Source organism: Bradyrhizobium sp. 14AA (assembly GCF_054185205.1).
Genome location: NZ_JAVAYM010000023.1, coordinates 58,025 through 83,115 on the forward strand (window position 1 = coordinate 58,025; position 25,091 = coordinate 83,115).

At 63.8% G+C, this 25,091-nt stretch carries 23 protein-coding genes and 1 tRNA gene; 13 read left to right on the plus strand and 11 right to left on the minus strand.

Features of this window, described 5'->3' with window-relative positions:
• Nucleotides 1-2: 2 nt before the first annotated feature.
• On the minus strand, nucleotides 3-800 hold the full coding sequence (allE, locus tag RAD15_RS32735) for a (S)-ureidoglycine aminohydrolase (RefSeq protein ID WP_458182604.1): 798 nt from the start codon (nucleotides 798-800) through the stop codon (nucleotides 3-5).
• Between the two features lie 361 nt (nucleotides 801-1,161).
• On the opposite strand from allE, the gene RAD15_RS32740 reads away from it, so the two are divergent.
• The 6 genes from RAD15_RS32740 to RAD15_RS32765 all read left to right on the plus strand — a co-directional run bounded on the left by RAD15_RS32740 (nucleotide 1,162) and on the right by RAD15_RS32765 (nucleotide 7,203).
• Nucleotides 1,162-2,559, plus strand: coding sequence for an MFS transporter (locus RAD15_RS32740; RefSeq protein ID WP_458182605.1), 1,398 nt, complete (start codon nucleotides 1,162-1,164; stop codon nucleotides 2,557-2,559).
• Between the two features lie 122 nt (nucleotides 2,560-2,681).
• Nucleotides 2,682-3,509: a 3-keto-5-aminohexanoate cleavage protein gene (locus RAD15_RS32745; RefSeq protein WP_458182606.1), complete on the plus strand. Its 828-nt coding sequence runs from the start codon at nucleotides 2,682-2,684 to the stop codon at nucleotides 3,507-3,509.
• A gap of 134 nt (nucleotides 3,510-3,643) precedes the next feature.
• Nucleotides 3,644-4,849, plus strand: coding sequence for an MFS transporter (locus tag RAD15_RS32750; protein WP_458182608.1), 1,206 nt, complete (start codon nucleotides 3,644-3,646; stop codon nucleotides 4,847-4,849).
• Between the two features lie 171 nt (nucleotides 4,850-5,020).
• Nucleotides 5,021-6,250, plus strand: coding sequence for a CaiB/BaiF CoA transferase family protein (locus RAD15_RS32755; protein ID WP_458182610.1), 1,230 nt, complete (start codon nucleotides 5,021-5,023; stop codon nucleotides 6,248-6,250).
• 245 nt (nucleotides 6,251-6,495) lie between these two features.
• Nucleotides 6,496-6,711, plus strand: a complete 216-nt coding sequence (locus tag RAD15_RS32760; RefSeq protein ID WP_246918593.1) for a hypothetical protein — start codon at nucleotides 6,496-6,498, stop codon at nucleotides 6,709-6,711.
• A gap of 99 nt (nucleotides 6,712-6,810) precedes the next feature.
• Nucleotides 6,811-7,203: a RidA family protein gene (locus tag RAD15_RS32765; protein ID WP_458182611.1), complete on the plus strand. Its 393-nt coding sequence runs from the start codon at nucleotides 6,811-6,813 to the stop codon at nucleotides 7,201-7,203.
• 196 nt (nucleotides 7,204-7,399) lie between these two features.
• On the opposite strand, the gene RAD15_RS32770 is transcribed toward RAD15_RS32765, so the two are convergent.
• On the minus strand, nucleotides 7,400-8,065 hold the full coding sequence (locus RAD15_RS32770; protein ID WP_458182613.1) for a TetR/AcrR family transcriptional regulator: 666 nt from the start codon (nucleotides 8,063-8,065) through the stop codon (nucleotides 7,400-7,402).
• A gap of 212 nt (nucleotides 8,066-8,277) precedes the next feature.
• On the opposite strand from RAD15_RS32770, the gene RAD15_RS32775 reads away from it, so the two are divergent.
• The 3 genes from RAD15_RS32775 (at nucleotide 8,278) to RAD15_RS32785 (ending at nucleotide 11,084) form a co-directional block, all read left to right on the plus strand.
• Nucleotides 8,278-9,513 (plus strand): acyl-CoA dehydrogenase family protein, encoded by a 1,236-nt coding sequence (locus RAD15_RS32775; RefSeq protein WP_458182616.1) that lies wholly within the window; start codon nucleotides 8,278-8,280, stop codon nucleotides 9,511-9,513.
• A gap of 158 nt (nucleotides 9,514-9,671) precedes the next feature.
• Nucleotides 9,672-10,730 (plus strand): phosphotransferase family protein, encoded by a 1,059-nt coding sequence (locus RAD15_RS32780; RefSeq protein ID WP_458182617.1) that lies wholly within the window; start codon nucleotides 9,672-9,674, stop codon nucleotides 10,728-10,730.
• Nucleotides 10,731-10,796: 66 nt separating this feature from the next.
• A complete protein-coding gene (locus tag RAD15_RS32785; protein WP_458182619.1) occupies nucleotides 10,797-11,084 on the plus strand; it encodes a tetratricopeptide repeat protein in 288 nt (95 codons plus the stop codon).
• 272 nt (nucleotides 11,085-11,356) lie between these two features.
• Here RAD15_RS32785 and argE read toward each other — a convergent pair whose 3' ends face one another.
• A complete protein-coding gene (argE, locus tag RAD15_RS32790) occupies nucleotides 11,357-12,544 on the minus strand; it encodes an acetylornithine deacetylase (RefSeq protein ID WP_458182620.1) in 1,188 nt (395 codons plus the stop codon).
• A 1,106-nt stretch (nucleotides 12,545-13,650) separates the two neighbouring features.
• Complete coding sequence (locus tag RAD15_RS32795) at nucleotides 13,651-14,436, minus strand: SDR family NAD(P)-dependent oxidoreductase (protein ID WP_458182621.1); 786 nt, start codon at nucleotides 14,434-14,436, stop codon at nucleotides 13,651-13,653.
• Nucleotides 14,437-14,570: 134 nt separating this feature from the next.
• On the opposite strand from RAD15_RS32795, the gene RAD15_RS32800 reads away from it, so the two are divergent.
• A complete protein-coding gene (locus tag RAD15_RS32800; RefSeq protein WP_458182623.1) occupies nucleotides 14,571-15,269 on the plus strand; it encodes a histidine phosphatase family protein in 699 nt (232 codons plus the stop codon).
• Nucleotides 15,270-15,340: 71 nt separating this feature from the next.
• Nucleotides 15,341-16,108 (plus strand): SDR family NAD(P)-dependent oxidoreductase, encoded by a 768-nt coding sequence (locus RAD15_RS32805; RefSeq protein ID WP_458182624.1) that lies wholly within the window; start codon nucleotides 15,341-15,343, stop codon nucleotides 16,106-16,108.
• Between the two features lie 181 nt (nucleotides 16,109-16,289).
• On the opposite strand, the gene RAD15_RS32810 is transcribed toward RAD15_RS32805, so the two are convergent.
• Entirely contained in the window at nucleotides 16,290-17,513 is a 1,224-nt protein-coding gene (locus tag RAD15_RS32810; RefSeq protein ID WP_458182625.1) for a serine hydrolase domain-containing protein, read from the minus strand.
• 148 nt (nucleotides 17,514-17,661) lie between these two features.
• Here RAD15_RS32810 and RAD15_RS32815 point away from each other — a divergent pair.
• Nucleotides 17,662-17,737: transfer RNA gene (locus RAD15_RS32815), tRNA-Trp, on the plus strand.
• A 94-nt stretch (nucleotides 17,738-17,831) separates the two neighbouring features.
• Here the strand turns inward: RAD15_RS32815 and RAD15_RS32820 are convergent.
• The 3 genes from RAD15_RS32820 to RAD15_RS32830 form a co-directional block, all read right to left on the minus strand.
• Complete coding sequence (locus RAD15_RS32820; protein ID WP_458182627.1) at nucleotides 17,832-18,593, minus strand: glycosyltransferase family 2 protein; 762 nt, start codon at nucleotides 18,591-18,593, stop codon at nucleotides 17,832-17,834.
• A 141-nt stretch (nucleotides 18,594-18,734) separates the two neighbouring features.
• Complete coding sequence (locus RAD15_RS32825) at nucleotides 18,735-19,253, minus strand: hypothetical protein (RefSeq protein ID WP_458182628.1); 519 nt, start codon at nucleotides 19,251-19,253, stop codon at nucleotides 18,735-18,737.
• Nucleotides 19,250-19,756, minus strand: coding sequence for a hypothetical protein (locus tag RAD15_RS32830; protein ID WP_458182630.1), 507 nt, complete (start codon nucleotides 19,754-19,756; stop codon nucleotides 19,250-19,252). The genes RAD15_RS32825 and RAD15_RS32830 overlap by 4 nt, the downstream gene beginning before the upstream one ends.
• Nucleotides 19,757-19,924: 168 nt before the next feature.
• On the opposite strand from RAD15_RS32830, the gene RAD15_RS32835 reads away from it, so the two are divergent.
• Nucleotides 19,925-21,586 (plus strand): hypothetical protein, encoded by a 1,662-nt coding sequence (locus RAD15_RS32835; RefSeq protein ID WP_458182632.1) that lies wholly within the window; start codon nucleotides 19,925-19,927, stop codon nucleotides 21,584-21,586.
• Here RAD15_RS32835 and RAD15_RS32840 read toward each other — a convergent pair.
• From RAD15_RS32840 to RAD15_RS32850, 3 genes are read right to left on the minus strand one after another with little or no spacing between them, the layout of a single operon-like run.
• Nucleotides 21,576-22,610 carry a Gfo/Idh/MocA family protein gene (locus RAD15_RS32840; protein ID WP_458182633.1) on the minus strand — a complete coding sequence of 345 codons (1,035 nt, stop codon included), beginning with the start codon at nucleotides 22,608-22,610 and terminating at the stop codon, nucleotides 21,576-21,578. The genes RAD15_RS32835 and RAD15_RS32840 overlap by 11 nt on opposite strands.
• A 3-nt stretch (nucleotides 22,611-22,613) precedes the next feature.
• The gene (locus RAD15_RS32845; protein ID WP_458182634.1) at nucleotides 22,614-23,819 is read right to left on the minus strand and encodes a class I SAM-dependent methyltransferase; all 1,206 of its coding nucleotides are present in this window, start codon (nucleotides 23,817-23,819) and stop codon (nucleotides 22,614-22,616) included.
• On the minus strand, nucleotides 23,812-25,029 hold the full coding sequence (locus tag RAD15_RS32850) for a class I SAM-dependent methyltransferase (RefSeq protein WP_458182635.1): 1,218 nt from the start codon (nucleotides 25,027-25,029) through the stop codon (nucleotides 23,812-23,814). Before RAD15_RS32850 ends, RAD15_RS32845 begins: the two co-directional genes overlap by 8 nt.
• Nucleotides 25,030-25,091: the final 62 nt, after the last annotated feature.

Genomic DNA, 25,091 nt, shown 5'->3' on the forward strand with positions numbered 1-25,091 from the left:
TGTCAGAGGACGACATCCCGGTTGACGTTCTTGTACAGGAGATAGACCGACTGGCTCGAGCCGGTGGGATAGAATTGCTGCGGGCAGAACGATCCCATCCAGATGAAGTCATCAACCCAGATTTCATGCCAGCTATCGCCAAGATAGTACAAACCTTGGCCCTCCAGCATGAGCAATCCGTGCTCCATGATGTGAGTCTCGACGGCTGGAAAACAGACGCCGGGTTGGAAGAACATCAGGTTCATCTCAAAATCGAATCGCAGATCGCCCATCGGCAGCAGGTGCTTGAAGCCGCGCCCCTGTAGTCCGGTATGGTTCGTCATCGGCATCGATTGCTGTTGACCGATGATGGCCGTCGGTGCCGCGATGCCCTCGGCCCTTTCATAACGCTTCTTGACCACGATCACGCGGGCGGGCGCAGTGGAATGGCAGTGCATCGTGAATGACGTTCCCGGCGGAACATAGGCAAAGCCACCTTCCGTCAGCGAGGTCGGGGCGTCGGCCCCAAGGCTGATGTCGACGGCTCCCGTCACGACGTAGAAGAAATGCTGAAGATCCACGCAGATGGCCTGGGCCGTGCCACCCGAGGGTTCGATTTCCAACATGAACTGGGCGAACTCGGCTCCGAGCGTCGGCGCCGCCAGGAAACGCACCGTCGTTGACGACCACGCCGGCAACCGGCTCTTCAATACACCTTCAGGCGGGATGAACGCGAAATTGCGGCCGACGACTGCGCGGCTGTGGCCGATCGCGCCAGGACGGACGACGCCGGGTTGGGCAGGCAGATCGGTGGGATGCATCTGAAATTCCCTGGTCAACTCGCGACAGTGTGCGGCCGCGAAGCGTCGGCGGAGGACTGGAGCGTTGCGACGCGAGTGAATGTGGCGCTGTTCATGCCGGCTTCTTCAATTTGATAAATGACAGCGTGGTGTATCGCAACGGCGGTCGGTCAGTGCCCCCGGCGCAAATAACATCATGTTAGGTTTATCGGATAACTGGGTAATTGTGTTACGAGGGTGATAGCCTACTGTCACAACCCAACCAGACCCCGATCGGCAGTGACCACGCTCGCGAAGCTCCGCACGGCGCCTGGGGAGTGCTGCCCAATTGAGTGAAGCCCGCCAACGGGACATCAACAAAACCAGTGGAGGAACTTTTCTGATGGCTACCACGCGCGCGATCCACGACATGAGTCAGTCCAGGAAGGCTGCTGCGAGCGGCTGGATCGGGTCGGCTCTCGAATATTATGACTTCTTCATCTATGCGACCGCCGCGTCGCTGATCTTTCCGCAGATCTTCTTCCCGTCGGAGAATCCCACCGTCGCCATCGTCGCATCGCTCGCGACCTATGGCGTCGGCTATGTGGCCCGGCCGATCGGTGCCTTCGTTCTCGGACATTGGGGCGACACCCATGGCCGCAAGACCGTTCTCATCGTCTGCATGTTCCTGATGGGCATCTCGACCATGGCGGTGGGCATCCTGCCGACCTATCAGCAGGTCGGCATCCTGGCTCCGATCCTGCTCGTCATCCTTCGCCTCGTGCAGGGATTTGCCGTTGCCGGAGAAATCTCGGGCGCGAGTTCGATGATCCTGGAGCATGCGCCGTTCGGCCGGCGCGGCTTCTATGCAAGCTTCGCGCTTCAGGGCGTGCAGGCCGGACAAATTCTCGCCGCAGCTATCTTCCTGCCGCTGGCGGCCTATATGCCGACCGACGCCTTCAACAGCTGGGGCTGGCGGATTCCGTTCCTGCTCAGCTTCTTCGTCATCGTCGCGGGCTACATCATTCGCCGCGAAGTCGACGAGACCCCTGCCTTTGCGCAAGAGGGCGAGCGGGGAGAAACACCGCGGTCGCCCATCATTCAGGCCATCAAGCTGAGCTGGCGCGACATGCTCAGGGTCATCTGCATGGCTTTGATGAACGTCATCCCGGTCGTTGCGACCATCTTCGGCGCGGCCTACGCGGTCCAGCCAGCCTATGGCATCGGCTTTGCCAAGGACGTCTATCTGTGGATCCCGGTGCTTGGAAACATGCTGGCCATAATCGTCATTCCCCTCGTCGGGAACCTCTCCGACAAGGTTGGCCGCAAGCCTCCGGTCATCGTGGGCGCGCTTCTCTCCGGCTTGCTGGCCTTCGGCTATCTCTACGCCATCAGCATCAGGAACGTGCCGCTGGCGATCCTCGTGTCGCTCCTGATGTGGGGCGTCGTCTATCAGGGCTATAACGCGATCTTCCCGAGCTTTTACCCTGAGCTGTTTCCGACCCGCACACGTGTGTCGGCGATGGCGATCTCGCAGAACATCGGCACGACCATCACCGCGTTGCTTCCTGCCCTGTTTGCGACCGTGGCGCCTCCCGGCTCGGCCAATATTCCCTTGACGGTGGGCGCGATCGCCTTCGGCATCACGGTCATCGCCGCGCTGGCGGCCGTCACGGCCCGGGAGACCTATCGGATCAGCATCGATGATCTCGGCAATCCCAAGGCCGTTCCGATCGCCCGAGCCGACTATGAGCGGCAGCGGGCGGAGGCGGCGAGTGGTGTGGCCGCAGTTCAGACCTGACGCGAACGCAAGGAAGCCCTGCCGCTGCGACAATTGATGTTTGCGGCGGCAGGGCTCCGCGCGTTATGTCATGGCCTGATTGAACTTGGTGCGCGTGAGCGCGATCATCATGAGGTTGCAGGATGAACCCCGTCGTCGTTGCTGTCGCTATCACCGGCTCCGTTCCGCGCAAGAAGGACAATCCGGCGGTGCCTATCCTGCCGTCCGAACAGATCGAGTCGACGCACCAGGCCTTCGAGGCCGGCGCCACGCTTGCCCACATCCATGTTCGCAACGATGACGAGACGCCGTCGTCCGATCCCGAACGCTTCGTCCTGGTGCAGGAGGGGATCAGGAAGCACTGTCCTGACATGATCGTCCAGTTCTCGACCGGCGGGCGGGGCCGCGATCCCTCGGCGCGTGGATCATCACTCTATCTGAAGCCGGACATGGCCTCGCTGTCCACGGGATCGGTGAACTTCCCGACGATTGTTTATGAGAACAGCGCCGCCCTGGTCGAGACCCTCGCCACCGGCATGAAGACGAATGGCATCCGGCCGGAAATCGAGATCTTCGATCTGTCGCATATCCATGGTGCCCGCCGCCTGATCGAGGCGGGGCTGATGGACGCACGTCCGCACGTACAGTTCGTCATGGGCGTCAAGAACGCGATGCCCGCGGACGAGCATGTCCTCGACATCCTGTTGGGCGAGCTCCGGCGGTTGATTCCGAAAGCGACGTGGACCGCGGCCGGGATCGGACGTCACCAGGCCGAGGTCATGGGCTGGGCGCTGGCGCGGGGCGCCGACGCGGTCCGGACCGGGCTCGAGGACAATATCAGGGTCGACAAGACGCGCCTCGCCGCCAGCAACGCGGAGCTCGTGACCATCGCCTGCGAGGCGGTCAAGCGTCACGGCCGGCGCGTTGCGACCGCGGCCGAGGCGCGATCCTTGCTCGGGATCGGCGGGTAGGGGCTACCGCCTCCTCCTGACATGCTTCCGGCTGCCTACTGCCATTCGGCGGCCGGCGTTCCGCTGTGCCGAGTCTCCGGATAAGACAGGGCTCACAGGCGTGATCGGCGCCTGCCGGGCAGGCGACGACTGGAATGCAATTGTTGAAATCTGACAGCAGGCTCATCGGGGTCCTGCTGGTGCTTGCCATCACCCAACTCATTGGATGGGGTACGATCGGCCTTCCGGCCGTGGTCGGCCGCGACCTCGGAGCCGATCTCGGCATGAGCCTGCCGGCGGTGTTCGCGGGCAGCTCGGTCCTCTATGTCACCATGGGCCTCTGCGCGCCCTGGCTCGCCAAGGCCTTTGCCCGGCACGGCGCACGCGGGGTGATGATGGTGGGCACTGTTGTCTCCGCGCCGGGCTACGTTGTTCTGTTTTTCGCGCGTGAGCCGATGCTCTATTTCGCCGGCTGGGTGATTCTCGGCATGGGCGGCAGCGCCACGTTGTCGACCGGCGCCTATATCATGCTCAACGAGGTTGCCGGACGGGGCGCCAAGAATGCCATCGGCGGGCTGATGCTGGTGACGGGTCTCTCCAGCAGCATCTTCTGGCCGACCACGTCGTTCCTGAGCGATTGGCTCGGCTGGCGCGGGACCTGTCTCGTCTATGCGGCGATGATGCTCGCCATCAACCTTCCGCTCTATGCGTTTGTCGCGCCGCGCCGGAAAATTACGACTGACGATCTTGGTGAGGCCGTCAAGGCTGCGCCGCCGCCTGCGATTCCAAGAAGCACCTTCGGTCTCGTCGTCTGCGTGATCACGATGAACGCCTTCGTCAATTTCGGCATCGGCGCCATCCTGATCGAGCTGTTGCGAGCGGAGGGCCTTGCACCCGCGCAGGCGCTGCTCTTCGGCTCGATGCTGGGCGTGATCCAGGTCAGCGCCCGCGGGCTCGACTTCCTCGGCGGTGGGCGGTGGGACGGCATCACGACCGGGCTCGTCGCCGGCACCGCGCTTCCCGTGGCGATGCTGCTCCTGATGATGAGTGAGGGCGCGACCTGGGCGGTCGCAGTCTTCATCCTGCTCTATGGCGCCGGCAGCGGCGCCATGGCGGTGGCGCGGGCGACCATCCCGCTGGTGTTCTACGACCAGGCCGAGTTCGCCAAGGCGATGTCGATGATCGCATTGCCGCTCAATCTCGCCTCCGCGCTGTCTCCGCCGCTGCTGGCAGGCCTGCTTACCCAGTTCGGCAGCCGCAGCGCGCTCGGTCTCACCTTCGTCTGCTCCTGCGCAACGGTGCTGATTCTGGTCCTGCTCGGTCGCCGCAGGCCGCAGGTGGTTGCGGCTGCTGTAACCTGAGGCAATATTCACGGCGCGGAATTCGATCTCGGTGGCCGGTTTGGCCGCCGGGGCAGGGATGGCCGTATGCCCGGAGCGCAGTGCTCGGGGAACGAAAATGGTGTATCCGCAGGGAGCGCGGCCCGCGATCTCGCCGCCGCGCCAAGATCCAGTTCCCCGGAGGAAATCGACATGTCGGCCTTGCCGCTCTCAGGCATCAAGATCCTTGACCTCACGCGCGTGCTTGCCGGGCCCTTGTCGGCCCAGATGCTCGGCGACCTCGGTGCGGAGGTGATCAAGATCGAGCGGCCGGGCACCGGCGACGACGCGCGCGCCTTCGGGCCGCCTTACCTGACCGATCCCGAGGGCAAGGCAAACAACAATAATTCGTTCTACCTCTGCGCCAACCGCAACAAGAAGTCGGTCACCGTCAACATCGCCAAGCCCGAGGGGCAGGCGATCATCCGCGAGCTCGCCAGGGATGTCGACGTCTTCATGGAGAACTACAAGGTCGGCGACCTCAAGCGCTACGGCCTCGACTACGAGACGATCAAGGCGATCAATCCCCGCATCATCTATTGCTCGGTGACCGGCTTCGGCCAGACCGGCCCTTACGCGCCGCGCGCCGGCTATGACGCCATCCTGCAGGCGATGGGCGGCCTGATGAGCGTCACCGGCCACATGGACGGCGAGCCGGGCGAGGGCCCGATGAAGGTCGGTCCCTCCATCGTCGACTACATGACCGGCATGAACACCTCGATCGGGATTCTCTCGGCGCTCTACAATCGCGACGCCAATGGCGGCGTCGGACAGCATCTCGACGTCTGCCTGCTCGACACCGTGATTGCCTCGCTCAGCCACTGGCTGCAGATCTACCTCGTCAACGGCAAGACGCCGCCGCGGCGCGGCACCTGGGGCAATGGCGGCATGCCGGCCGGCGTGTTCCGCTGCACCGACGGCGAATTGATGCTGGTGGTCGGCAATGACGGCCAGTTCCAGCGCACCTGCGCCGTGCTCGGCGAGCCCGAGCTCGCCAATGACAAGCGCTTCGTCAGGAACAACGACCGCGTCGTGCACGGCAAGGAGATCATGGCGATCTTCGCCGGCCTGTTCCTGAAGCAGCCGGTGGCCTACTGGCTGGAAAAGCTGGAGGAGGCCGGCGTGCCGTCGGGCCCGATCAACAATTTCGAGCAGGTGTTTTCCGATCCGCACGTCCAGTCGCGCGGCATGCGGGTGAAGACCGAGCACAAGTTCGAGCCGGAGCTGTCGCTGATCCGCAACGCGCTGACCTTCTCGGAGACCCCGATCGAGACCTATCGCGCGCCGCCGCTGCTCGGCGAGCACACGCAGGAAGTTCTCGGCGGCAAGCTCGGCTATGATGCGGGGAAAATCGAGGAACTGAAGAAGCAGGGCATCATCTAGCCTTGTTTTCGCCTCTGCTCGCAAGCGGGGCGACCCCCAAAGCCCGAGCGGATCGCGACGTCTGTGCTGGAAGTGGCCACAGCCGGGATTGCTGCGCAGCAACTGGTGACGGAAGCATGACGTTCGCGCGGCCTTGCGTGGAGCTTGCGCGCAATCCCCAGATAAACCCGTCCGTATTCGACACGGCTTCCACTTTTCGTCCGACTCTGATTCGATCTCTCCACTTGAGTTCGGGAGGGAAGTAGATGTCCTACACGATCGGGTTCCAGGCGAAGGACCAGAAGGCAATTCTGGCGACCGAGGCGGCCACCGCCAACCAGGCCGTCGCCATTGTTGCTGCACTGCGGCGGAGTGCCGAGGAGATCAAGTTCATCCGCTCGCCTCAGGAAGGCGAGATGGGCATCGAGATGCTGCTGCTGCTCGCCAAGGAAGAGGCCGAGGAGATGCCGCAGCGGGCTTAAGCCCGCGGGTTGCGACCACACTTCGATCAAAAGCGAAGCATGCCGGCTGCAGAATGATGTAGTCAGCCGTCAGTTTCGCTCGAACCGAAGGTGGCCGGCATGAAACGCGAAGCGCTCCGCGTCGAACCGATCTCGACGTTTCTCGACCGCTGGAAGGCGCCGACCTCGCCGGTCACGCGCGCCGGCAACATGATCTTCGTTGCCGGCCTGCCGCCATTCGACCCGGAGACGGGCGAGCTCGCGCAAATGCCGATCGAGCGGCAGAGCGAGATCATCATGGAGCAGATGAAGCTCTGCCTGGAAACCGCGGGCGCCTCCCTCGACAACGTCATGAAGTGCAACGTCTACTGCACCTCGACGAAGCATTTCGCCGCGTTCAACGCGGTCTACGCCCGCTATTTTCCGGTTGATCCGCCGGCGCGGATCTTCGTCTGCACGCCGGAATGGTTCGGCCCCTTCGACGTCGAGATCGACTGCATCGCGATGATGTGAGGTGGAGTGGGCGCCCCCGGTTTCCCTGTGGCCATCCTTCGAGACGCCGGCTTGGGCGGGCTCCTTACAGGATGAGGGTGGAGTGCGCGGCTGCAGACTTACCGGGCCACGGTGCCGATTAGCCTCAACCTGAGGAGACCGCGAAGCGGGCGTCTCGAAGGACGAGGCGTACGCTCGATTCGATCGAGATCATTCGTCAGCGCGCGTCGCGTGCGAGTGCACGCGCGGGCGCCTTCGCCTTTCCCGCCGTCAGCGCCATCGTCGCCACGCTCACCACGCGCGTGACGACGTCCTCGACGTCGTCGAGATCGCATTTGCCTTCCGACAGCTTGATCAGCCGCTCGCTCTCGCGGATGGTGTGGTGCGCCATGGCGAGCGCGAAATTCAGGCCCCAATAGATATCGACGTCGCTGCGGTCGGGCAGGGCGCGGCGCATCGCGCCGGCGAATTTGCGCAAATGGTCGATCTCGCGATTCTTGATGCGGCGGATCGGCGGCACGGATTCGATCGAGGCGCGGATCATGAAGCGCGCCGCGGTCGAGCGCTGGTTTTCGGGGCCGAGGCAACCGCGCAAGGTCGGCCCGACCAGCGCGTGCAAGATCACCTCGATCGGCGCGCGGCCGCCGCCTTCTTCCTCGGCGGCCTTCAACTCGCGCAAGCGCTCGCGGTTGGTGGCGATCGAGCGGGTGACGAACAGCTCCGCGATCAATTCGTCCTTCGAGCCGAAATGATAGTTCACCGCCGCCAGGTTGACGTTCGCCTCCGCGACGATGTCGCGCAGCGTCACGTCGCCGAACCCGCGGTCGGCATAGAGCCGTTCGGCGGCGGCGAGAATGGCAGACCTTGTGTGATCGCTGGCCATGAGAGCCCTCAGGGGGGGGAGTTGCAATTCAAACAGTTGTATGAAACCATCGTTTGAAGGCCGGGAAAAGTCAATCCGCAATCGGGACTCGTTCGCAACTGCGATGGGTTCCGGGGCGTCCGCAAGCCAGCGCATTCGCGCTTGCGGGCCGCCCACGGCGGGAGGACAGTTCGGCGCAAAAGGACTAGCGAGAGAGAAACGAGGAGCGTCCCATGGATTTCGATCTGTCCCCCAAGCAGAAGGAATGGCTCGACCGCGTGCGGTCCTTCATGGCCAAGCACGTGCGTCCGGCGGTGCCGGTTTACGACGAGCAGGATCGCAGCGGCGAACGCTGGAAGGTGATCCCGGTGCTCGAGGACCTCAAGAAAAAGGCGAAGGCCGAAGGCCTCTGGAACATGTTCATGCCGCCGAACGAGCATGAGGACGACGAATTCCGTGGCGCGGGATTGACCAATCTCGAATACGCGCTGCTCTCGGAAGAGATGGGCCGCATCACCTGGGCTTCGGAAGTGTTCAACTGTTCCGCGCCCGACACCGGCAACATGGAAGTGTTCATGCGCTACGGCTCCAAGGAGCAGAAGCGCAAATGGCTGCGCCCGCTGATGGACGGCGAGATCCGCTCGGCCTTCCTGATGACGGAACCGGCGGTCGCCTCATCCGACGCCACCAACATCGAGACCAGCATCAAGAGGGATGGCGATCACTACGTCATCAACGGCCGCAAATGGTGGTCGTCCGGCGTCGGTGATCCCCGCTGCAAGATCGCGATCTTGATGGGCAAGACCGATTTCAAGGCAGCCAAGCACCAGCAGCAGTCGCAGATCCTGGTTCCGCTCGACACATCAGGCATCAAGGTCGAGAAGATGCTGCCGGTGTTCGGCTTCGACGACGCGCCGCACGGCCACGCCCAGGTGCTGCTCGAGAACGTGCGCGTGCCCAAGGAAAACATCCTGCTCGGCGAAGGCCGCGGCTTCGAGATCGCGCAGGGCCGTCTCGGACCGGGCCGTATCCATCACTGCATGCGCACCATCGGCAAGGCCGAGGAGGCGCTGGAGAAGATGGTGAAGCGGCTCGCCTCGCGCACCGCCTTCGGCAAGAAGATCATCGAGCATTCGGTGTGGGAGCAGCGCATCGGCGAGGCGCGCACCGATATCGAGATGAATCGCCTGCTGTGCCTCAAGGCCGCCGACATGATGGACAAGGTCGGCAACAAGACCGCGCAGGCCGAGATCGCCATGATCAAGGTCGCCGGTCCCAATATGGCGCTGAAGATCATCGATCAGGCGATCCAGGCCTTCGGCGGCGCCGGCGTCTCGGACGAGGCGGGCCTTGCCAAGGACTACGCGCACATCCGCACCCTCCGTCTCGCCGACGGTCCGGACGAGGTGCACAACCGCGCCATTGCCAGACTTGAACTTCGGAAGTATGCAAACTCTTCAAGTCACTAAGCAAGTTATCAAGAGGGAGCGCCGGAAAGCGCTCCCGACTGATGAAGCGACAGGACATGATCCGCTTCCGGATGACCGCTTGACGCAAGTGCGTCGGCGGTTACCGATTAGGATCGTGCCCGACCTGAAATGGTCAGGACTGAAGAGGGAGCGTCATCGTGGCTGACGGCGTCAGGAAAGACGAAGAATTCTCGGGCACCAAGCCGATCGAGGAGCGGCATCGTTTCGACGAGCTGCGCCTGGAAGCCTGGATGCGCGACAACGTCGAAGGCTATGAGGGACCGCTGGTCGTCCTCCAGTTCAAGGGCGGCCAGTCCAATCCGACCTACCGGCTGAATACGCCGAAGCGCTCCTACGTGATGCGCCGAAAGCCGTTCGGCAAATTGCTGCCCTCGGCACACGCGGTCGACCGCGAATATCGCGTGATCGCGGCGCTCGGCAAGCAGGGCTTTCCGGTCGCGCACGCCTATGCGCTGTGCCAGGACGACGGCGTCATCGGCGCGGCCTTCTACATCATGTCGATGGAGGAGGGCCGGGTGTTCTGGGATCCGGCGCTGCCGAGCCAGGATGCCGATGCGCGGCGCAAGATCTTCACCAGCAAGATCGAGACGCTGGCCAAGCTCCACATGTACGACCCTGTTGCAATCGGCCTCGGCGAGTTCGGCAAGCCCGGCAATTATTTCGCGCGCCAGATCGACCGCTGGACCAAGCAGTATCGCGCGTCGGAAACGCAGCATATTCCCGAGTTCGAGAAGGTCGCCGAATGGCTGCCCAAGACCGTGCCGGAGCAGGCGCGCGTCTCGATCGTCCACGGCGACTATCGCCTCGACAACATGATTTTCCACGCAACGGAACCGCGCGTGCAGGCCGTGCTCGACTGGGAACTGTCGACGCTCGGCGATCCCATGGCCGATTTCACGTATCTCTTGATGCAGTGGATCATGCCGGGTCTGCAGGGCGTCGACCTCAAGGCGCTCAACATCCCGAGCCTGGAAGAGGCTGCGCAGATCTACTGCAACGTCACCAAGATGAACGTGCCTGATCTCAACTGGTACTTCTCCTACAATTTGTTCCGCCTTGCGGGCATCACGCAAGGAATCGCCGGCCGCATCCGCGACGGCACTGCCGCGAATGCCAAGGCGCTCGAATCCGCCAAGCGCACCGTGCCGCTGTCACAGGCGTCGTGGGAGTACGCGCAGAAGGCGGGCGCGGTGTAGGAAATGCGAAAGGCGCGGCCGGTGGCTGCGCCTTTTTTCATATGAACTTTCGGCGTGAGGACGCATTTGACACGCACGGCGCTTGACCTGCTGGAACTCGAACAGCGTGCGCGTAACGCCATGAATGCAGGGCGGCTGAAAGAGGCTGCAACTCTTTACGCCAAGATCGTCGCGCAGGATCCGGGCTGGGAGCACGGAGAAGCCTTGCACAGTCTTGCCGGTTGCTACGAAGATTTGGGCGAGCTCGTGCTTGCCGAAGAGTGCTACCGCAGGGCATTGAGCTATGAGCCAGAAAATCCCACATTCATTGGCGGTCTCGCCTCGTTCCTTCACCTTCACGGTAGCAAGCCGTAGTCCCTGCGCTCATCCGGGCCACGGGCGGCCCCGCGCATTCCGTCATTGCGAGCGCAGCGAAGCAATCCAGCATGCTTCTGCGGCGGCAGTCTGGATTGCTTCGTCGCTTCGCTCCTCGCAATGACGGGGAGGAGAGCGAGGAGCCTTATCGCCGACAGCTCTCGTAGGGTGGGCAAAAGCGCGTAGCGCTGTGCCCACGATCTCTTTGTGATGATCGCAGCAGATCGTGGGCACGCTGCGCTTTGCCCACCCTACGGCAGCGGTGCTTGTGACTACCCCTTCGCGCAATGCGCGATCAGCTTCTCCACGAAGCCCGCGCATTTCTCCAGCTCCGCCATCGCGATGAACTCATCCGGCGTATGCGCCTGCGCGATCGAGCCGGGGCCGATCACCACTGACGGGATATCGGCGATGCTGGCAAACAGGCTCGCTTCGGTGCCGAAGGCGACCTTGGCGTGGTCGTTACGCCCCGCAAGGCTCTTCGCCAGTGTGACGATGGCGGCGTCGGCCTTGGTGTCGAGAGCGGGGTAGTCGAGGATCTCCTCGAAATCGATGCCGCACTCGGGATTCCTGGCCTTCATCGCCGGCTCGAGCTCCGCTTTCGCCCAGGCGACGATCGCATCCGTCACTTCCCGGGACTCAGTGATGCCGATGCCGCGGCATTCGAAATCGACCGTGCAGGTGTCGGGCACGATGTTGAGCGCCGCGCCGCCATGCACGATGCTCGTCAGCAGCGTCGAGTGCGGAACGTCGTAGAGGCTGGCGCGTTCGACCTCGCTCGCGAGCTTCACCGCGCGGCGCCTGATCTCGACGATGAGCTCGGCCGCATATTCGATCGCATTGACGCCTTCGGGCGCGATCGAGGAGTGGCGGGCGAGCCCGCGAAAGGTCGCGCGCACGCCGTGCTTGCCCTTGTGGCCGATGATGACTTTCATCTCGGTCGGCTCGCCGATGAAAGCGCCGAGCGGCCTGACCCTCTTCTTCGCGACCTCGCCGAGCATCGGCCGCACGCCGACGCAGCCGATCTCCTCGTCATAGGAGATCGCCAGATGAATCGGCGTTGCGAGCTTGGCCTCGAGCATCTCCGGCACCATCGCCAGGCACACCGCGACAAAACCTTTCATGTCGGTGGTGCCGCGGCCGTAGAGCTTGCCGTCGCGCTCGACCAGCTTGAACGGATCGTGGCTCCAGTCCTGGCCCACGACGGGCACGACGTCGGTATGGCCCGACAGCACCAGGCCTGGCCGGTCCTCCGGTCCGATCGTGACCCATAGCGAGGCCTTCTGCCCTGTTGCGTCGGTGATGCGCTCGCCTTTAAGGCCGAGAAAAGCGAGATAGCTCTCGATGTGGGCGATCAAGGGCAGGTTGGTGCGATCGCTGACAGTGTCGAAACCGACGAGGTCGGCGAGAAGGTGGCGGATGCGATCGGTTCTGGAACTCGGGAAGATCGGGTTGGGCATTGTCATTTCTTGTCGAGGGATGGAAGCGGAGACGCCTGCATGAACCATACCAACGTGGCGCTCCAATGAGCAAATCAACATGGCCCGTAGGGCCCGTAGCCCGGGTGAGCGAAGCGATACCCGGGGCCGCTCGCGGTTGGAATCCCGGATATCGCTTCGCTCATCCGGGCTACAAGGTCTCGCGTTGCCCGTCGGGCAAAACACCCCAGCGATGGGACAATCCGCCTCGCCAAAAATATTCCACTTTACCGAATTTCGGAAACGGCGTACATCTCACCGCAACCCGGCCCAAGGAAGAGGGCGTATCGCGATCGTCACGAACGCGGGCCGGGCGGCGGTGGACGCAGATGGCATCGGCGCGAACGGATTTGCAGGGCGGGAGACCGTGAGCAAAGCCGTCGCGCATACGACCGGTGCCATCAGCGTACGGCGAAATCGTGTGGTCCTGGCGCCCGGGGTCTGTGCGCCAAGTCTTGTGGTGATGTGTGCGGCCCGACCGGGCCGGCAAATCAGCCATCTGCGAGGCGACGGGGGCAATAGTGCATCGCTCCCCGGGGAGAGCACGACATAAGCCGTAAAACCATTGCGCAGGGAAGGCCGGTTGCTAGGCTTCACCTGTATGCCGCTGTGCAAATTCTTGTTGCCACCTTTCGCACAGTGGACCGTGGGTGCCCGGCCGGCACTCGGTCTTCCCTGCGCCCTCTTTCACAGAGAGTGGAGCGACGAGGCACAGCTCGGGCGAAACCAGCCGCGAGGATGTGAAGGTGTGTTTGCGATGAGGATGCAAGCCACAGAAGCGACGCCGATGCTCCTTGCTCCGTCATTGCGAGCGCAGCGAAGCAATCCAGAATCCCTCCGCGGAAAGACTCTGGATTGCTTCGCTGCGCTCGCGATGACGATGTTTATGCAGCTGTGCGCCGAAATTCCGCTCTCGTGCCCCGGACGTAGCGCAGCGTTATCCCGGCGATACGAAGCATCGTCCGGTTCGACGATGCGCTGCAGAGCCGGGGCCCATGCTGCAGCGATTGCCGTGGCTTCCTGGGTCCCGGCTCTGCGCAGCAACGCCAAGAGCGTTGCAGCGCGTCCGGGACACAAGACCGCCCTTGCTAAACCGGCTTGCCCGTATACGGCATCGACGCCGTGAGGCCGCCGTCAACCGGGAAGGCCTGGCCGTTCACATACGAGGCCTCATCGCTCGCCAGGAACAATCCCATCGCCGCGAGCTCGTGTGGTTGGCCGGGGCGCTTCAGCGGGTTGAGCTGGCCGATCTTGTCTTGGGTGCCGCGCTCCTTGGCGCGGTCGAAGATCGGCTTGGTCATGCCGGTCTCGATCAGGCCGGGGCAGACCGCGTTGATGCGCACGCCGGTGCCGGTGAGCGAATAGGCCGTGGTCTGCACCAGGCTGATCACGCCGGCCTTGCTCGCGGCATAGGGATGGCCGCTGGCGCCGGCCTTGAGGCCCGCGACGGACGCGGTCAGCACGATCGCGCCGGACTGCTGCTTCACCATGTGCGGCATCGCGTGCTTCACCGCGAGGAACGGTCCGATCAGATTGACGCGCAGCACCTCCTGCCACTGCTCTACGGTCTGCTCGCCGAGCGGGACGAGCCCGCCGCTGACGCCGGCATTGGCCCAGATCACGTCGAGCCGGCCGTGCGTCTTCACGGCCTTGTCGATGACGGCGATGACGTCCTTCTCGGAGCCCGCATCCGCAACCATGGCTTCCGCGACGCCGCCAGCCTTCCTCACCTCGTCGACGGTCTCCTTCACCGCCTCGGTGCGGTCGACAGCGATCAGCTTTGCGCCTTCTCTGGTGAAGAGGAGCGCGGCGGCGCGGCCGATGCCGCTGCCGGCGCCGGTAATGATGACGGATTTGCCCTGCAGGCGGCCCATGCGTTTCTCCCTTTGGTGCACTGCGCGACGCTTGCCGCGCGACGGAATTTCAAACAGAATTTGAAACAGTAAAGTGTCTTGAGACACGTTCATACCTGACGTACAGCGACATCAAACGGGATGGAAGAGGTTCGATGGCAGGCGCAGACAAGCCGAATGTGGTCACGACACGGTGGTGGTGGGTCCGTCACGCGCCGGTGCGCAACGACGGCGGCAACATCTACGGGCAGAGCGACATCGCCTGCGACACCAGCGACACCTACGTGTTCAATGCTGTTGCCAAGGTGCTGCCACGCAAGGCGGTCTGGTATTCGAGCAATCTGGTGCGCACGCACCAGACCGCCGAAGCGATCTGGGCCGCCGGTTTCCCGCGACCTGCCTCGATGAAATGGGAAGCGGATCTCGCCGAGCAGAATCTCGGCCGCTGGCAGGGCATGAACCGCGCCCAGTTCATCGCGAGCCGCCCGGTGGGGACGAGCTGGTTCGCCGACATCAACGAGCCGGCGCCCGGCGGCGAAAGCTTCATGGACCTCTACAACCGCACGCGCCGCACCATCGAGCGGATCAACAATGAGGCGGCCGGGCAGGACGTGATCGCGGTCGCGCATGGCGGCACCATCAAGGCGGCGATCGGCCTCGCGCTCGACGGCCAGGTGGAGCGGGCGCTGTCCTTCGACATCGACAACGTGTCGATCACGCGGCTCGATCATTTCGCAAGTCCCGAGCGCACGGTCTGGCGGCTGCCGATGGTGAACCAGCAGCCGTGGATCGCCGATGATGCGCACGCCGCAATGCACCAGCTGGCGGGGCCGGAAGTCAAGAAGCTCGCCTGAAGCCGTTGTCCGCGCGCGCGAGTGCGGCGTAAGCTTCGGGCCAAACCAAATCATACTCTTGGGAGAGAAACATGACCTTGTTCGACATGAAGGGGAAAGTTGCCGTCATCACCGGCTCGACGCGCGGCATCGGACTTGCGATCGCCGAGCGCATGGCCGAACACGGCGCCAAGGTCGTGATCTCCTCGCGCAAGGCCGATGTCTGCGAGGACGTGGCGAAGGGGATCAACGACAAGTACGGCAAGGGCACCGCGGTCGCGATTGCCGCCAACATCTCCTCGAAGGAGAATCTGCAAAACCTCGTCGACGAGAGCAACCGCGCCTTCGGCAAGATCGACGTGCTGGTGTGCAACGCGGCGTCGAACCCGTATTACGGTCCGCTCGCCGGCATCTCCGACGATCAGTTCAGGAAGATCCTCGACAACAACATCGTCGCCAACAACTGGCTGATCTCGATGGTGGTGCCGCAGATGATCGAGCGCAAGGATGGCTCGGTCATCATCGTCTCCTCGATCGGTGGCTTGAAAGGCTCGACCATCCTCGGCGCCTATGCCATCTCCAAGGCCGCCGACATGCAGCTCGCGCGCAACCTCGCTTGCGAATACGGCAAGCACAACATCCGCGTGAACTGCATCGCGCCCGGCCTGATCAAGACCGACTTTGCGAAGGCTCTGTGGGACAATCCGGAGAACCTGAAGGCCTCGACCGCGCGTTCGCCGCTCCTGCGCATCGGCATCCCCGACGAGATCGCGGGCGCGGCCGTGTTCCTGGGATCTGCGGCCGGCGACTTCATGACCGGCCAGACCATGGTGATCGACGGCGGCGCGACGATTAGCTGACGCGCTCGTGTCCCGGACGCGGTGCGGCACCATAAGCGCGTTCACGCGCGTCTTCGAAGCGCTCCGGTGCCGCCCCGCAGCGCCGGGACCCAGAAGGTGAGGGATTTCGAAATCGCGGAGGCATGGGCCCCGGCTCTGCGCAGCAACTCTAAAGGCGTTGCAGCGCGTCCGGGGCACGAGACTAATCGACCGCCGCGTAAACCAGATCCCGCACCAGGGTCCGCGTGTAGTCGCGCTGGCCCGGGCCCTGGCTCATGAACACCGCGAACAGGTCTTCCTTCGGGTCGATCCAGAAGAACGTCCCCGCGATGCCGCTCCAGAAATACTGGCCGACACTGCCGGGGAACGGTGCGATGCCGGGCTCGGTGCGCACGGCGAAGCCGAGGCCGAATCCATGGCCGGGCGAGAGCAGGGTGCCGTTGATCGCAACGCCGGGGCCGAGATGATCGGACGCCATCAGTTCCAGCGTCTTGCGGCCGATGATCCTGTTGCCGTCGAGCGTGCCGCCGTTGCGCAGCATCAGGCAGAAGCGGGCATAGTCCAGCGTGGTGGAGACGAGGCCGCCGCCGCCGGACTCCATCACCGGCTGCTCGAGCATGTTGAAGAGCGCGACCTTGTCGCCGGTCCAGGGATCGGCCGCGAACGGTTCGGCGAGCCTGTTGGCGTTGGCCTCGGACGTCGAGAAGCCGGTCTCGGCCATCTGGAGCGGCGCAAGCACGCGCTCGGTGAGGAACGCGCCGAGCGACTTGCCGCTGACGACCTCGATGATGCGGCCGAGGATGTCCGTGGAGCGGCTGTAGTTGAACTCCGCGCCGGGCTGGCAGACCAGCGGGAAGCTCGCCACCAGGCCCGCGTGCTCGGCATTGGTGATCTTGCGGCTTCGCACCCGCGAGTCCTGGTAGAGCTTGTGCACGGGGCCGTCGCCCTGATGCTCATAGGTCAGGCCCGAGCTGTGGCGGAGCAGGTCCTGCACCGTCATCGGCCGCCTGGGCGGAACCAGTTCCAGCCTGCCGCCGCTGATCACGCCGACCTTCTGGTCGGCGAATTCGGGGATGAATTTGGCGACGGGATCACCGAGCAGGAGGTGGCCGTCCTCGACCAGCGCCATGACGGCAACCGAAACGATCGGCTTGGTCATCGAGAAGATCCGGAAGATCGAATCGCGCGCCATCGGGGTCGCGCCCGCCGGGCTCTGCTTGCCGAGGGCCTCGAACCAGCCGACCTGGCCGCGCCGGGCCACCAGCACGGTGACGCCAGGGACGGTCCCCTTGTCGATCTCGCGCTTGAAGGCGTCCGACATGGCCTGGAGGCGGGGGCGCGACAGGCCGAGCGTTTCGGGGCGGACCTCGGGCAAAGGCGGGCTCTGGGCTGCGGAGGCGGGGCTAGGGGCGGCTTGGGCGTTCATGAGGGCTCCCGGGTTGTTTTTGTCGTTGGAGGTCAACTGTCGCCCGGAAGTCGCGCTGTGAACAAGCGGCCCTTGTGCGCTTCTCCCTTGCAATCCGGTCGCCCCCTGTGCTTGAAAGCGCCCCTGAGCCGCGGCGACGCAGGTTCGTAGGAGTGTAGCTCAATTGGTAGAGCACCGGTCTCCAAAACCGGGGGTCGCAGGTTCGAGCCCTGCCACTCCTGCCAGCAAAATCAATCATTTAGGTCGGAATCTGGCGGGACACGGACAAAGATGCCCGTGCGGCGGCGTCCGTTGTCCACAGTCAGCCTCGGCTGTGGATTAGCGTGCGGAGGTCCGTCCGGCGTCGACGGGAACCTGGCTGAGATCGACGTCCCGGATGGGAACGCGGCGCAGCAGTGAGACGATGGTCCCGATGAGCTCGAAATAGGTGCGCAGCCGCAACGCACGGGAAGAGCCCTTCAGCTCCGCGTTCAGGCTGACCGGCACCTGCACATAGGTGAGGCCGAGCTGGAGCAGCGAGATCAGCGCACAGATCTGATAACCGTAGCCGTCGGCCTTGACCGCGATCTGGCGCAGCCATTTCACGGGGTAGACGATCATGCTGTGGTAGTCGGACAGCCAGAAGCCGAACAGGCAGTTCAGGATGAACCGCAGCGAATGCGACTGGATCGAGCGGTTGACGGAGCGGTCCGACTGGTTGTCGCGATAGGTGATGACGAGGTTGGCAGCGCCCGCCGCCTTGAACATCCTGGCGACGCCTTCGTTCTGGAAGGCGTGATCGCCGGGAATCAGCGTGATGGCATCGAACTTCGCGCGCGACAGGGCGTATTCGAATCCGGCGCCGACGCCCCGCCGCTCGGGGTTGTGATGCACGATGATCCGCGGCTCCCTGGCCGCGAACTCGTCCATGATCGCGCCAGTGGCATCGGTGCTGCCGTCGTCGATCAGGAAAATCTCGAAATCGTCGAGCAGCTCCTGGGCAAGCGGCAGCACGCCGTCGATGGTGTCGGCGATCTTGTCCTGCTCGTTCAGTGCAGGAATGACGATCGTAAGCCGTTTTGCCGCTCTGGAAGGTGTCATCGCATACTGCCGTTGCCGGCTACTCGTGATGTTGGAACCCGCTCCTGACTCTAGGTGATCGGGGTGCGCCAAACAATATCGGTCCCGCAGATCAGGTCTACCCGGCTGGCACGATTGAGTCGGAGAGTGGCATTCGGGCCACTAGTCGGTGAAATCGTAAAGACCGGTGTCACCGATGCCGAAGGCATGGCGCAGCCTGCTGATCCGGCTTGCCATGGTCTGGCCCGCCGCCGTGGGTTCAAAGCGGGAATCGACCTGTTCGACCAGGCCACCGTCGACCAGGATGCTTGTGCGGCCCCGGAACAGATCTGGAACCTGGCGGTCGACGACATGCGAAAGCGGAGCCGTCCGGTCGGGCCGATCGACAAGACCGAGCAGGATGTCCAGTGAAACCGATTTGTAGGCGGCGCCGAAGGCGAAAACATAACCCATGACGCCAAATCCGAAAATCGATGCGGCGTCCCAGTACCGGAACTGCGGCAAGGTCAAAACGCCCAACACCACGCCAAGAAGATGCGAGACGATCGCAGCGATCGCGAGCAGGATCACCGGGGCAAGCGACCATGCCCGGACACGAGCCATGAACTGCATGACAGGCGCCAGCAGCGCGAATACGACGACGGCAATGAGGCCAACGGCGAATGACATCGTGGCCGTCACCCAAGTCCCGTTGAGAAACGAACGAGCTTGACGAGCTGCGCCACCGCGAGCCCCTTGGCCGTCGGGGTCAATCTGCTGTTGGCTGTCGTCACCATTCCGGAGCCAACCAAGAGCTTCAATCGATTATGCGCGAAGGTGCCGAGATCTCCGCCCTGCATGTAGGCCGCTGCCCATTGCTCCAGGGTGAGGGGACGTCCGGCCTGCACCAGCGCCGTGAGCAGCGTCAGCGTAAAGCCCCAGGCCAGCAGGCTGAACAGGACGTAGCAAAGCATCATCGCGGTCGCCAGCAGGAAGAAGCCGCCAACCACGTCGTCGAGATCCCGTTGACCCGGAAGTGCGATGCAGGCGATCACGAAAAGGGCGATGACGCTGAGACAGCCCAGCCGAAAACGGCGACCCGCTCCGCGAATGGCGGCGATACGTGCGTAACACAGCAGCAGCAGCGGGAGCGCGGCACTGAGACAAATCGCAGCGGTCTGCGCCGGGCCCGGTAGGAAGTTCATCGCGGAAAATCGCCTCGGACGCCTCGATGCCGTGCGGTGTCTATAGGAGGTCGCATTTTTGCGGTCAATGACCAATTGGGAGCCCGTCGTCCGGCTCTTGCGGCAGTCGGGTGGGCGTGCGAATTCTTGCCGCCGATGCCATCCCTCACTCGTCCCAGCACATCCACAATGCGCCGCGCGACAGCCGTTCTGCTGGCGCTGCTGCTGACCGCGCATGCGCCGATGCTGCTGAACGACGGCCTCTTCATGGACGACTGGGTGGTGCTGAAGCCGCGTCCGGACGTCGTGATCGACATCGATTTTCTCCTGAGCAGCGCGGGCCATCCGATCTTCTTCAGCTACGACACCTTCGCCAACTGGACCGGCGCGCCCGTCGCCGTGATGGTGGCGCTGGCGCTCGCCGGAATTTTCCTCGGCGCGATGTCACTGGCGTTGACGGCAGCGCGGCTCGATCTGCTCGACCGGGCCGAGGCGGTCGGCTTCGCCCTGATCGTCTGGACCTATCCCGGCTATCAGCTCTGGGCAGGCAAGGCGAACGCGGTCTACGTGCTCAGCTTCGGGCTGCTTTTCCTCGGCACGTGGCTGTTGACGCTGGCCTACGGAGCGCGCGGCATGCGCTGCGCGCTGCTTCGCCTGGCCTGTGCGCTCGTGTTCATGCTGAGCTTCGCACTCAACTCGACGATCGTGCTGTATGCCTTCGTGATGCTGGGTCTGTTCGTCGCGGTTTGGCGCAGCGGCAACGGGGCGCGGGGCCTGATCGGGCGTACGTGGCGCGCGGCATTGTACTGCGTGACCCGTTATCCGGAATTGGCGGTGCTTCCCCTGGTCTACTGGGGCGTGCTCAATATCTGGTTCAAACGCACCGGCGTCTATGCGCAGCACTACAACGCTCATTTCCCGACGCTTGGCGAACTGGCGCAAGGGTGGCACGCGTTTTTCCTCACCAGCTATTGGGACGTCGTGGCCAACGCGTTCCATATGATGACCGATGCACGCGCGACATTGATCGTCGCTGCGCTCTTCGTCGGCGCCGCCTTGTTGCTGCTGCGTTCCGAGGCGGAGCCGACCGCGGCCAGATATGCGATCGCCGCGCCGCTCGCGCTCGCCGTCGTCCTGTTTCTGGCGTTGTCGTTCCCCTATCTGGTCGCGGGATTGCGACCCTCCACGTCGCATTTCTATGAGAGCCGCCATCTGCTGATGTTCGGGCTGCCGTCGGCATTGACGTTGCTCGCTTTGAAGCGATCGGTCGAGCGCGCGATCGGCTCGACGGCAGCTTTCGCGATCGTGTTCGGATTTGGGTCGGTGCTGTCGATCGGCCTGCTGTGGAACGTCTACGTCTTCATGCAGGCGAGAACGCTGAAGCAGGAGGCCCTTGCCAACAACTTCGTCAGCCGGACCCAGCCGGCAGCGACTGTTTATGCGCTCGACGACGGCTTCGTCGATTACCCGTCACGGCATGTGCCGTTCGGCTTGGCCGAGGTTACCGGCATGCTCCGCCTGGCCTGGGGCGATCAACCGTTCTTCGGATTTGCCCTGCGTGCCGAACGGCCAACCATCCTCCAGGAGATGGAAGCAGCGCGCGTGGCGCCGGGAAGCGCGTTCCGTCATCTCGATCCGTCGGGGCAGCAAGCGACGATTTCGTTCCAGCCGGGCCCCGCGGCTGCACCGAACCAGGCTTTGGTGCGGACGTACTACGCGTGCCGGTTGCTGGCCTACTGCGATGTTGCAGGCCTTCTGGCTCAGCTTGGGCAGGTCACGATCAAGCTGGGCCCGATCGCCGGCATTACGCCACTCGACGGCGCAAGCAAGGATGCCAAGCCTAGCCGCTAGCGCCTGGGCGCCAGATCGTCTCCGCAAGGGCGATGTCAGTCACGGAGTCCTCGCCGGAGGCCAGCGGGCTCCTTCGCTCGACGATATCGGCGACGAATGCGTCGGCCTGACGCCGAAACGCCCAGCTCGTCGCACGCGTCAGTCGCGTGACCTGTCCGCCCTGATCGAGGATGACCTCCGCCTCTTGCTCGGCGAAGGGGGGAGGCAATTCTATCGTCAGTGTACCCCGCTCGAACGCGATCGTGAGTCCCTCGCGCCAGACACCATCGGATCCGTTCGCGAGTTGCAGCGCGCATGCGATGCCGTCGAAGTCGAGAGTGACGCGCGCGGCGCCCGAAGCCTCGACGGTGCTTTCGGCGACGGCGGGCGAGGCCCCGAGCACGTAGCGCGCGAGATTGATGATATGGCTGAACACGTTCAGGAAGTTGTCGTAGCCGGGCCGCATCGCGCCTGGCATCCAGTCGGGGCCGTCCTGCCAGAGCTCGAGCCCGTCCGGCCGCGTTTCGGCGGTCATGACGAAGTTGTCCTGCGACCGGCCAGTATCGCCGCCAAAGCACCAGCCGCGTGCGCCGACGATGCGTCCGAGCGACTGGTTCGCTCGGATACGCGCCAATTCGGCCAGCGCCCGTGCCACGCCGGCATCGTGACGCTTCATGTAGCCGATGCTGTAGACGAGACCTTGCCGTCGCGCAGCCTCAGCCAGCGAGACGGCTTGGGCCGTGGTGTAGGCCATCGGCTTTTCCGACAGCACATGGCGACCGCTGTTCAACGCATCGAGGACGATCGGGCCGGTGGCGCGGCGCTTCGTCACCACGACGACGGCGGACACCTCGTTGTCCGCGAGCAGCTCCCGGTGGGTGCCATGAACTCGCGAGATGCCGAATTTCTGCGCGGCCGCAGCGGCGAGATCCGGCCGGAGGTCGGCGATGGCGACAACGCGGCAGGCGGGATTGGCGGCGAAATTGGCGAGGTGGCACATCTGGCCGACCATGCCCGTTCCGACGATGCCAATGCCTGGCTTCACGTGTTACGATCCCTCGAAGCGCTTCCGGACGACGAGGAAATGCGCCGGCTGTCCCCAGGTGTCGATGAACGCCTGATCGGATTGGGTCAGGGCAGTGACTGCGGACGCATCCCGCCGCCCGATCGCGCTGAAGATGCGATGGAAACTGTCGAGCGTTGCGATGATGGCTTCGATGTCGGCAGCGTCGTCGGCGAGAATGTCCGTCGTCCGGACCGTCTCCCGCAGCGAGGCGAGGCTCGCGATCACGCGGGGCAGGCTGCCACCGAAGGGATCATCGATCATGCCATCGACATCGCGCACCAGCGCTTCGATCGATGCCGAGATCGCGTCGACCGCGTCGCTCCTGCCGACCAGATAGAGCTTCCGTCCGCCGAGGAAGCTCAAACGGCTGCGGCTGAGATGGCGTGTCGCGCGCCGCAGCTTCTCGTCATCGGGCAGGACCTTTTTGTGCCAGTATACGTCCACGCTGTCGCGATAGGCCGGCCACGCCGAATGGATGTCGAATCCCTGCTGATGCGCGGCCGCGCACAACGCCCCCGCGTCGAGGAAGTACCGGTAACGGACGAATGGATTTTCCAGCACGTCCATCAGCCAGGATTCGAAGCTGCGGGTGTGCGGAATGCTGTTCCATTTCGCGTCGAACAGCATCTTCGCCGTTTCGAGCGCAGGGCGGCCCGTCAATGCCTTGCCGGCCGCATGGATCGCCTTGAGCGCGAGCTCGAAGAAGCCGCCGTAACGTTCGTAGTAGGAGACGACGGCGTAACCATCGGGATTGAGCAGTCGATGAAAGATGCCGAGCCAGTTTTCGGTCGGTTGCACCGTGTAGATGAATCCTTCGGCATCGATGATGTCGAAACGGCGATCGCTGCGAAATCCCTCGACGTCCGACGATACGAGCTCGCGCAGACGCTCCGTCCGGCTGAAATGCGCGAAGTAGGCCTGAATTTTTGCGTGGGCATGACGGTTCGGCTCGGCGAGCGTCATGTTCGCGCCCCAGCCGGCAAACACCAGCGCGTTCTCGCCGGAATCAGGGCCGAATTCCAGCACCTCGGCGTCGCGGAACAGCCGCGGCGGCAGCACCAGCTTGTCCGAAAACAGCTCGCGCCGCTGGCTGGCATAAGCCCCGAGTTCAGCGGACGATTTGAAGTTACCGAACGTCGGCAGGACGTCCTGGCGTTCGTAGTAGTTGAAGAGCTTGTCCTCAGCCATGCCGCGACCCTGCGGCCGCCTCGAGACGATCGAGCTCGCTCCAGATGTCGGACGGCGCGAAGATCGAGACGATGTGCAGCGGGCGCTTCACGGTCTCGCGCAGCCGGCTGCTGACCTTGGCCTCGTTCTCCTCGTTCACGGCCAGAAGACAGACGAGTGGATCCGATTTGCCGGCGAAGTCGTCAGGCGAGCGGATCGGAATGCCCGTGCCGGGCAGGAACAGCCCCTGGCGCTCCTTCTGGTCGTCGACCGAGAGGTCGACGAGATCCGCCAGTTCGTGGGCATTGGTGAAGGTGCAGGCACGGCAGCCCGCACCGTAGATGGCGATCTCGGCGCCGTTGGCACGGGCCTTGGCGAGGATCGGGCGGAGACGCGCGCCATACTCCCGCGCAAGCTGACCGAATTTTTCGCCGACGCCGGCCGGCGCGGGCGGTGGGGTCACGGCGTGCGTCGCACGGCGGGCTGCGATCGCGAGGCTGCCGCCGCTGAAATTGTATTTCTTCACGGACACCGCCTCGAAGCCGTGGCGCGCCAGCAGCGCGAGCAGGGTCGGTTCGGTGAAATAGCTGACGTGCTCCTCCCAGAGGACGGAGAGATCGCCGGCCGTCGAGCCGGGCGCGAAATCGGGCACGTCGATGAACAGCAAGCCGTCGTCGCTGAGCGCAATCTTCACGCAATCGAAAAAGTTCTCGAAATCGACGATGTGCTCCAGCACCTGGCGCGAGACGACGAGGTCGAACTTGCCCGCCTGCGCCACTGCGTCGTGACACATTGCCGGGCTGATCATGTCGGCATACACCTTGATGCCGCGCTCGCGGGCGATCTTGCCCGACACCGGGTTGGGCTCGACGCCGACCAAAACCTTCGCGCCGCGTTCGCGCAGTCTGTCCATGAACAGGCCGTCGTTGCATCCGATCTCGAACACGGATTGATGCTTCGAGAATTTCGCGATGGTGTCGAGCTCGTCGACCTGGTGCGGCTCCGGCTTCCAGCTGCTGAAATTGTAATTGAACTGCCGGTACAGAATGTCGGGATCGATCGGCTTGACGATCTGCGGCAGACCGCAATCGCCGCACGCGAGTACCTCGAAGGGATACCGTTCGTCCTGTTCGTCCCGGCTGTGCCGAAGCCGATGCGCAATCGGCATCTGTCCGAGGTCGATGACCGGGCGCAAATTGGTCGAATGGCAGAGGCGGCAATGATCGGTCACTGGTTTGGCTCTGTGCAAGGAATACGGGGGAACTTCTGCGCCCAAGCAAACGCGGCGCAACT

Coding starts and splice junctions, on each gene's coding strand:
- allE (WP_458182604.1), bottom strand. CDS start 800: ATGCATCCCACCGATCTGCCTGCCCAACCCGGCGTCGTCCGTCCTGGC.
- RAD15_RS32740 (WP_458182605.1), top strand. CDS start 1,162: ATGGCTACCACGCGCGCGATCCACGACATGAGTCAGTCCAGGAAGGCT.
- RAD15_RS32745 (WP_458182606.1), top strand. CDS start 2,682: ATGAACCCCGTCGTCGTTGCTGTCGCTATCACCGGCTCCGTTCCGCGC.
- RAD15_RS32750 (WP_458182608.1), top strand. CDS start 3,644: ATGCAATTGTTGAAATCTGACAGCAGGCTCATCGGGGTCCTGCTGGTG.
- RAD15_RS32755 (WP_458182610.1), top strand. CDS start 5,021: ATGTCGGCCTTGCCGCTCTCAGGCATCAAGATCCTTGACCTCACGCGC.
- RAD15_RS32760 (WP_246918593.1), top strand. CDS start 6,496: ATGTCCTACACGATCGGGTTCCAGGCGAAGGACCAGAAGGCAATTCTG.
- RAD15_RS32765 (WP_458182611.1), top strand. CDS start 6,811: ATGAAACGCGAAGCGCTCCGCGTCGAACCGATCTCGACGTTTCTCGAC.
- RAD15_RS32770 (WP_458182613.1), bottom strand. CDS start 8,065: ATGGCCAGCGATCACACAAGGTCTGCCATTCTCGCCGCCGCCGAACGG.
- RAD15_RS32775 (WP_458182616.1), top strand. CDS start 8,278: ATGGATTTCGATCTGTCCCCCAAGCAGAAGGAATGGCTCGACCGCGTG.
- argE (WP_458182620.1), bottom strand. CDS start 12,544: ATGCCCAACCCGATCTTCCCGAGTTCCAGAACCGATCGCATCCGCCAC.
- RAD15_RS32795 (WP_458182621.1), bottom strand. CDS start 14,436: ATGGGCCGCCTGCAGGGCAAATCCGTCATCATTACCGGCGCCGGCAGC.
- RAD15_RS32800 (WP_458182623.1), top strand. CDS start 14,571: ATGGCAGGCGCAGACAAGCCGAATGTGGTCACGACACGGTGGTGGTGG.
- RAD15_RS32805 (WP_458182624.1), top strand. CDS start 15,341: ATGACCTTGTTCGACATGAAGGGGAAAGTTGCCGTCATCACCGGCTCG.
- RAD15_RS32810 (WP_458182625.1), bottom strand. CDS start 17,513: ATGAACGCCCAAGCCGCCCCTAGCCCCGCCTCCGCAGCCCAGAGCCCG.
- RAD15_RS32820 (WP_458182627.1), bottom strand. CDS start 18,593: ATGACACCTTCCAGAGCGGCAAAACGGCTTACGATCGTCATTCCTGCA.
- RAD15_RS32830 (WP_458182630.1), bottom strand. CDS start 19,756: ATGAACTTCCTACCGGGCCCGGCGCAGACCGCTGCGATTTGTCTCAGT.
- RAD15_RS32835 (WP_458182632.1), top strand. CDS start 19,925: ATGCGCCGCGCGACAGCCGTTCTGCTGGCGCTGCTGCTGACCGCGCAT.
- RAD15_RS32845 (WP_458182634.1), bottom strand. CDS start 23,819: ATGGCTGAGGACAAGCTCTTCAACTACTACGAACGCCAGGACGTCCTG.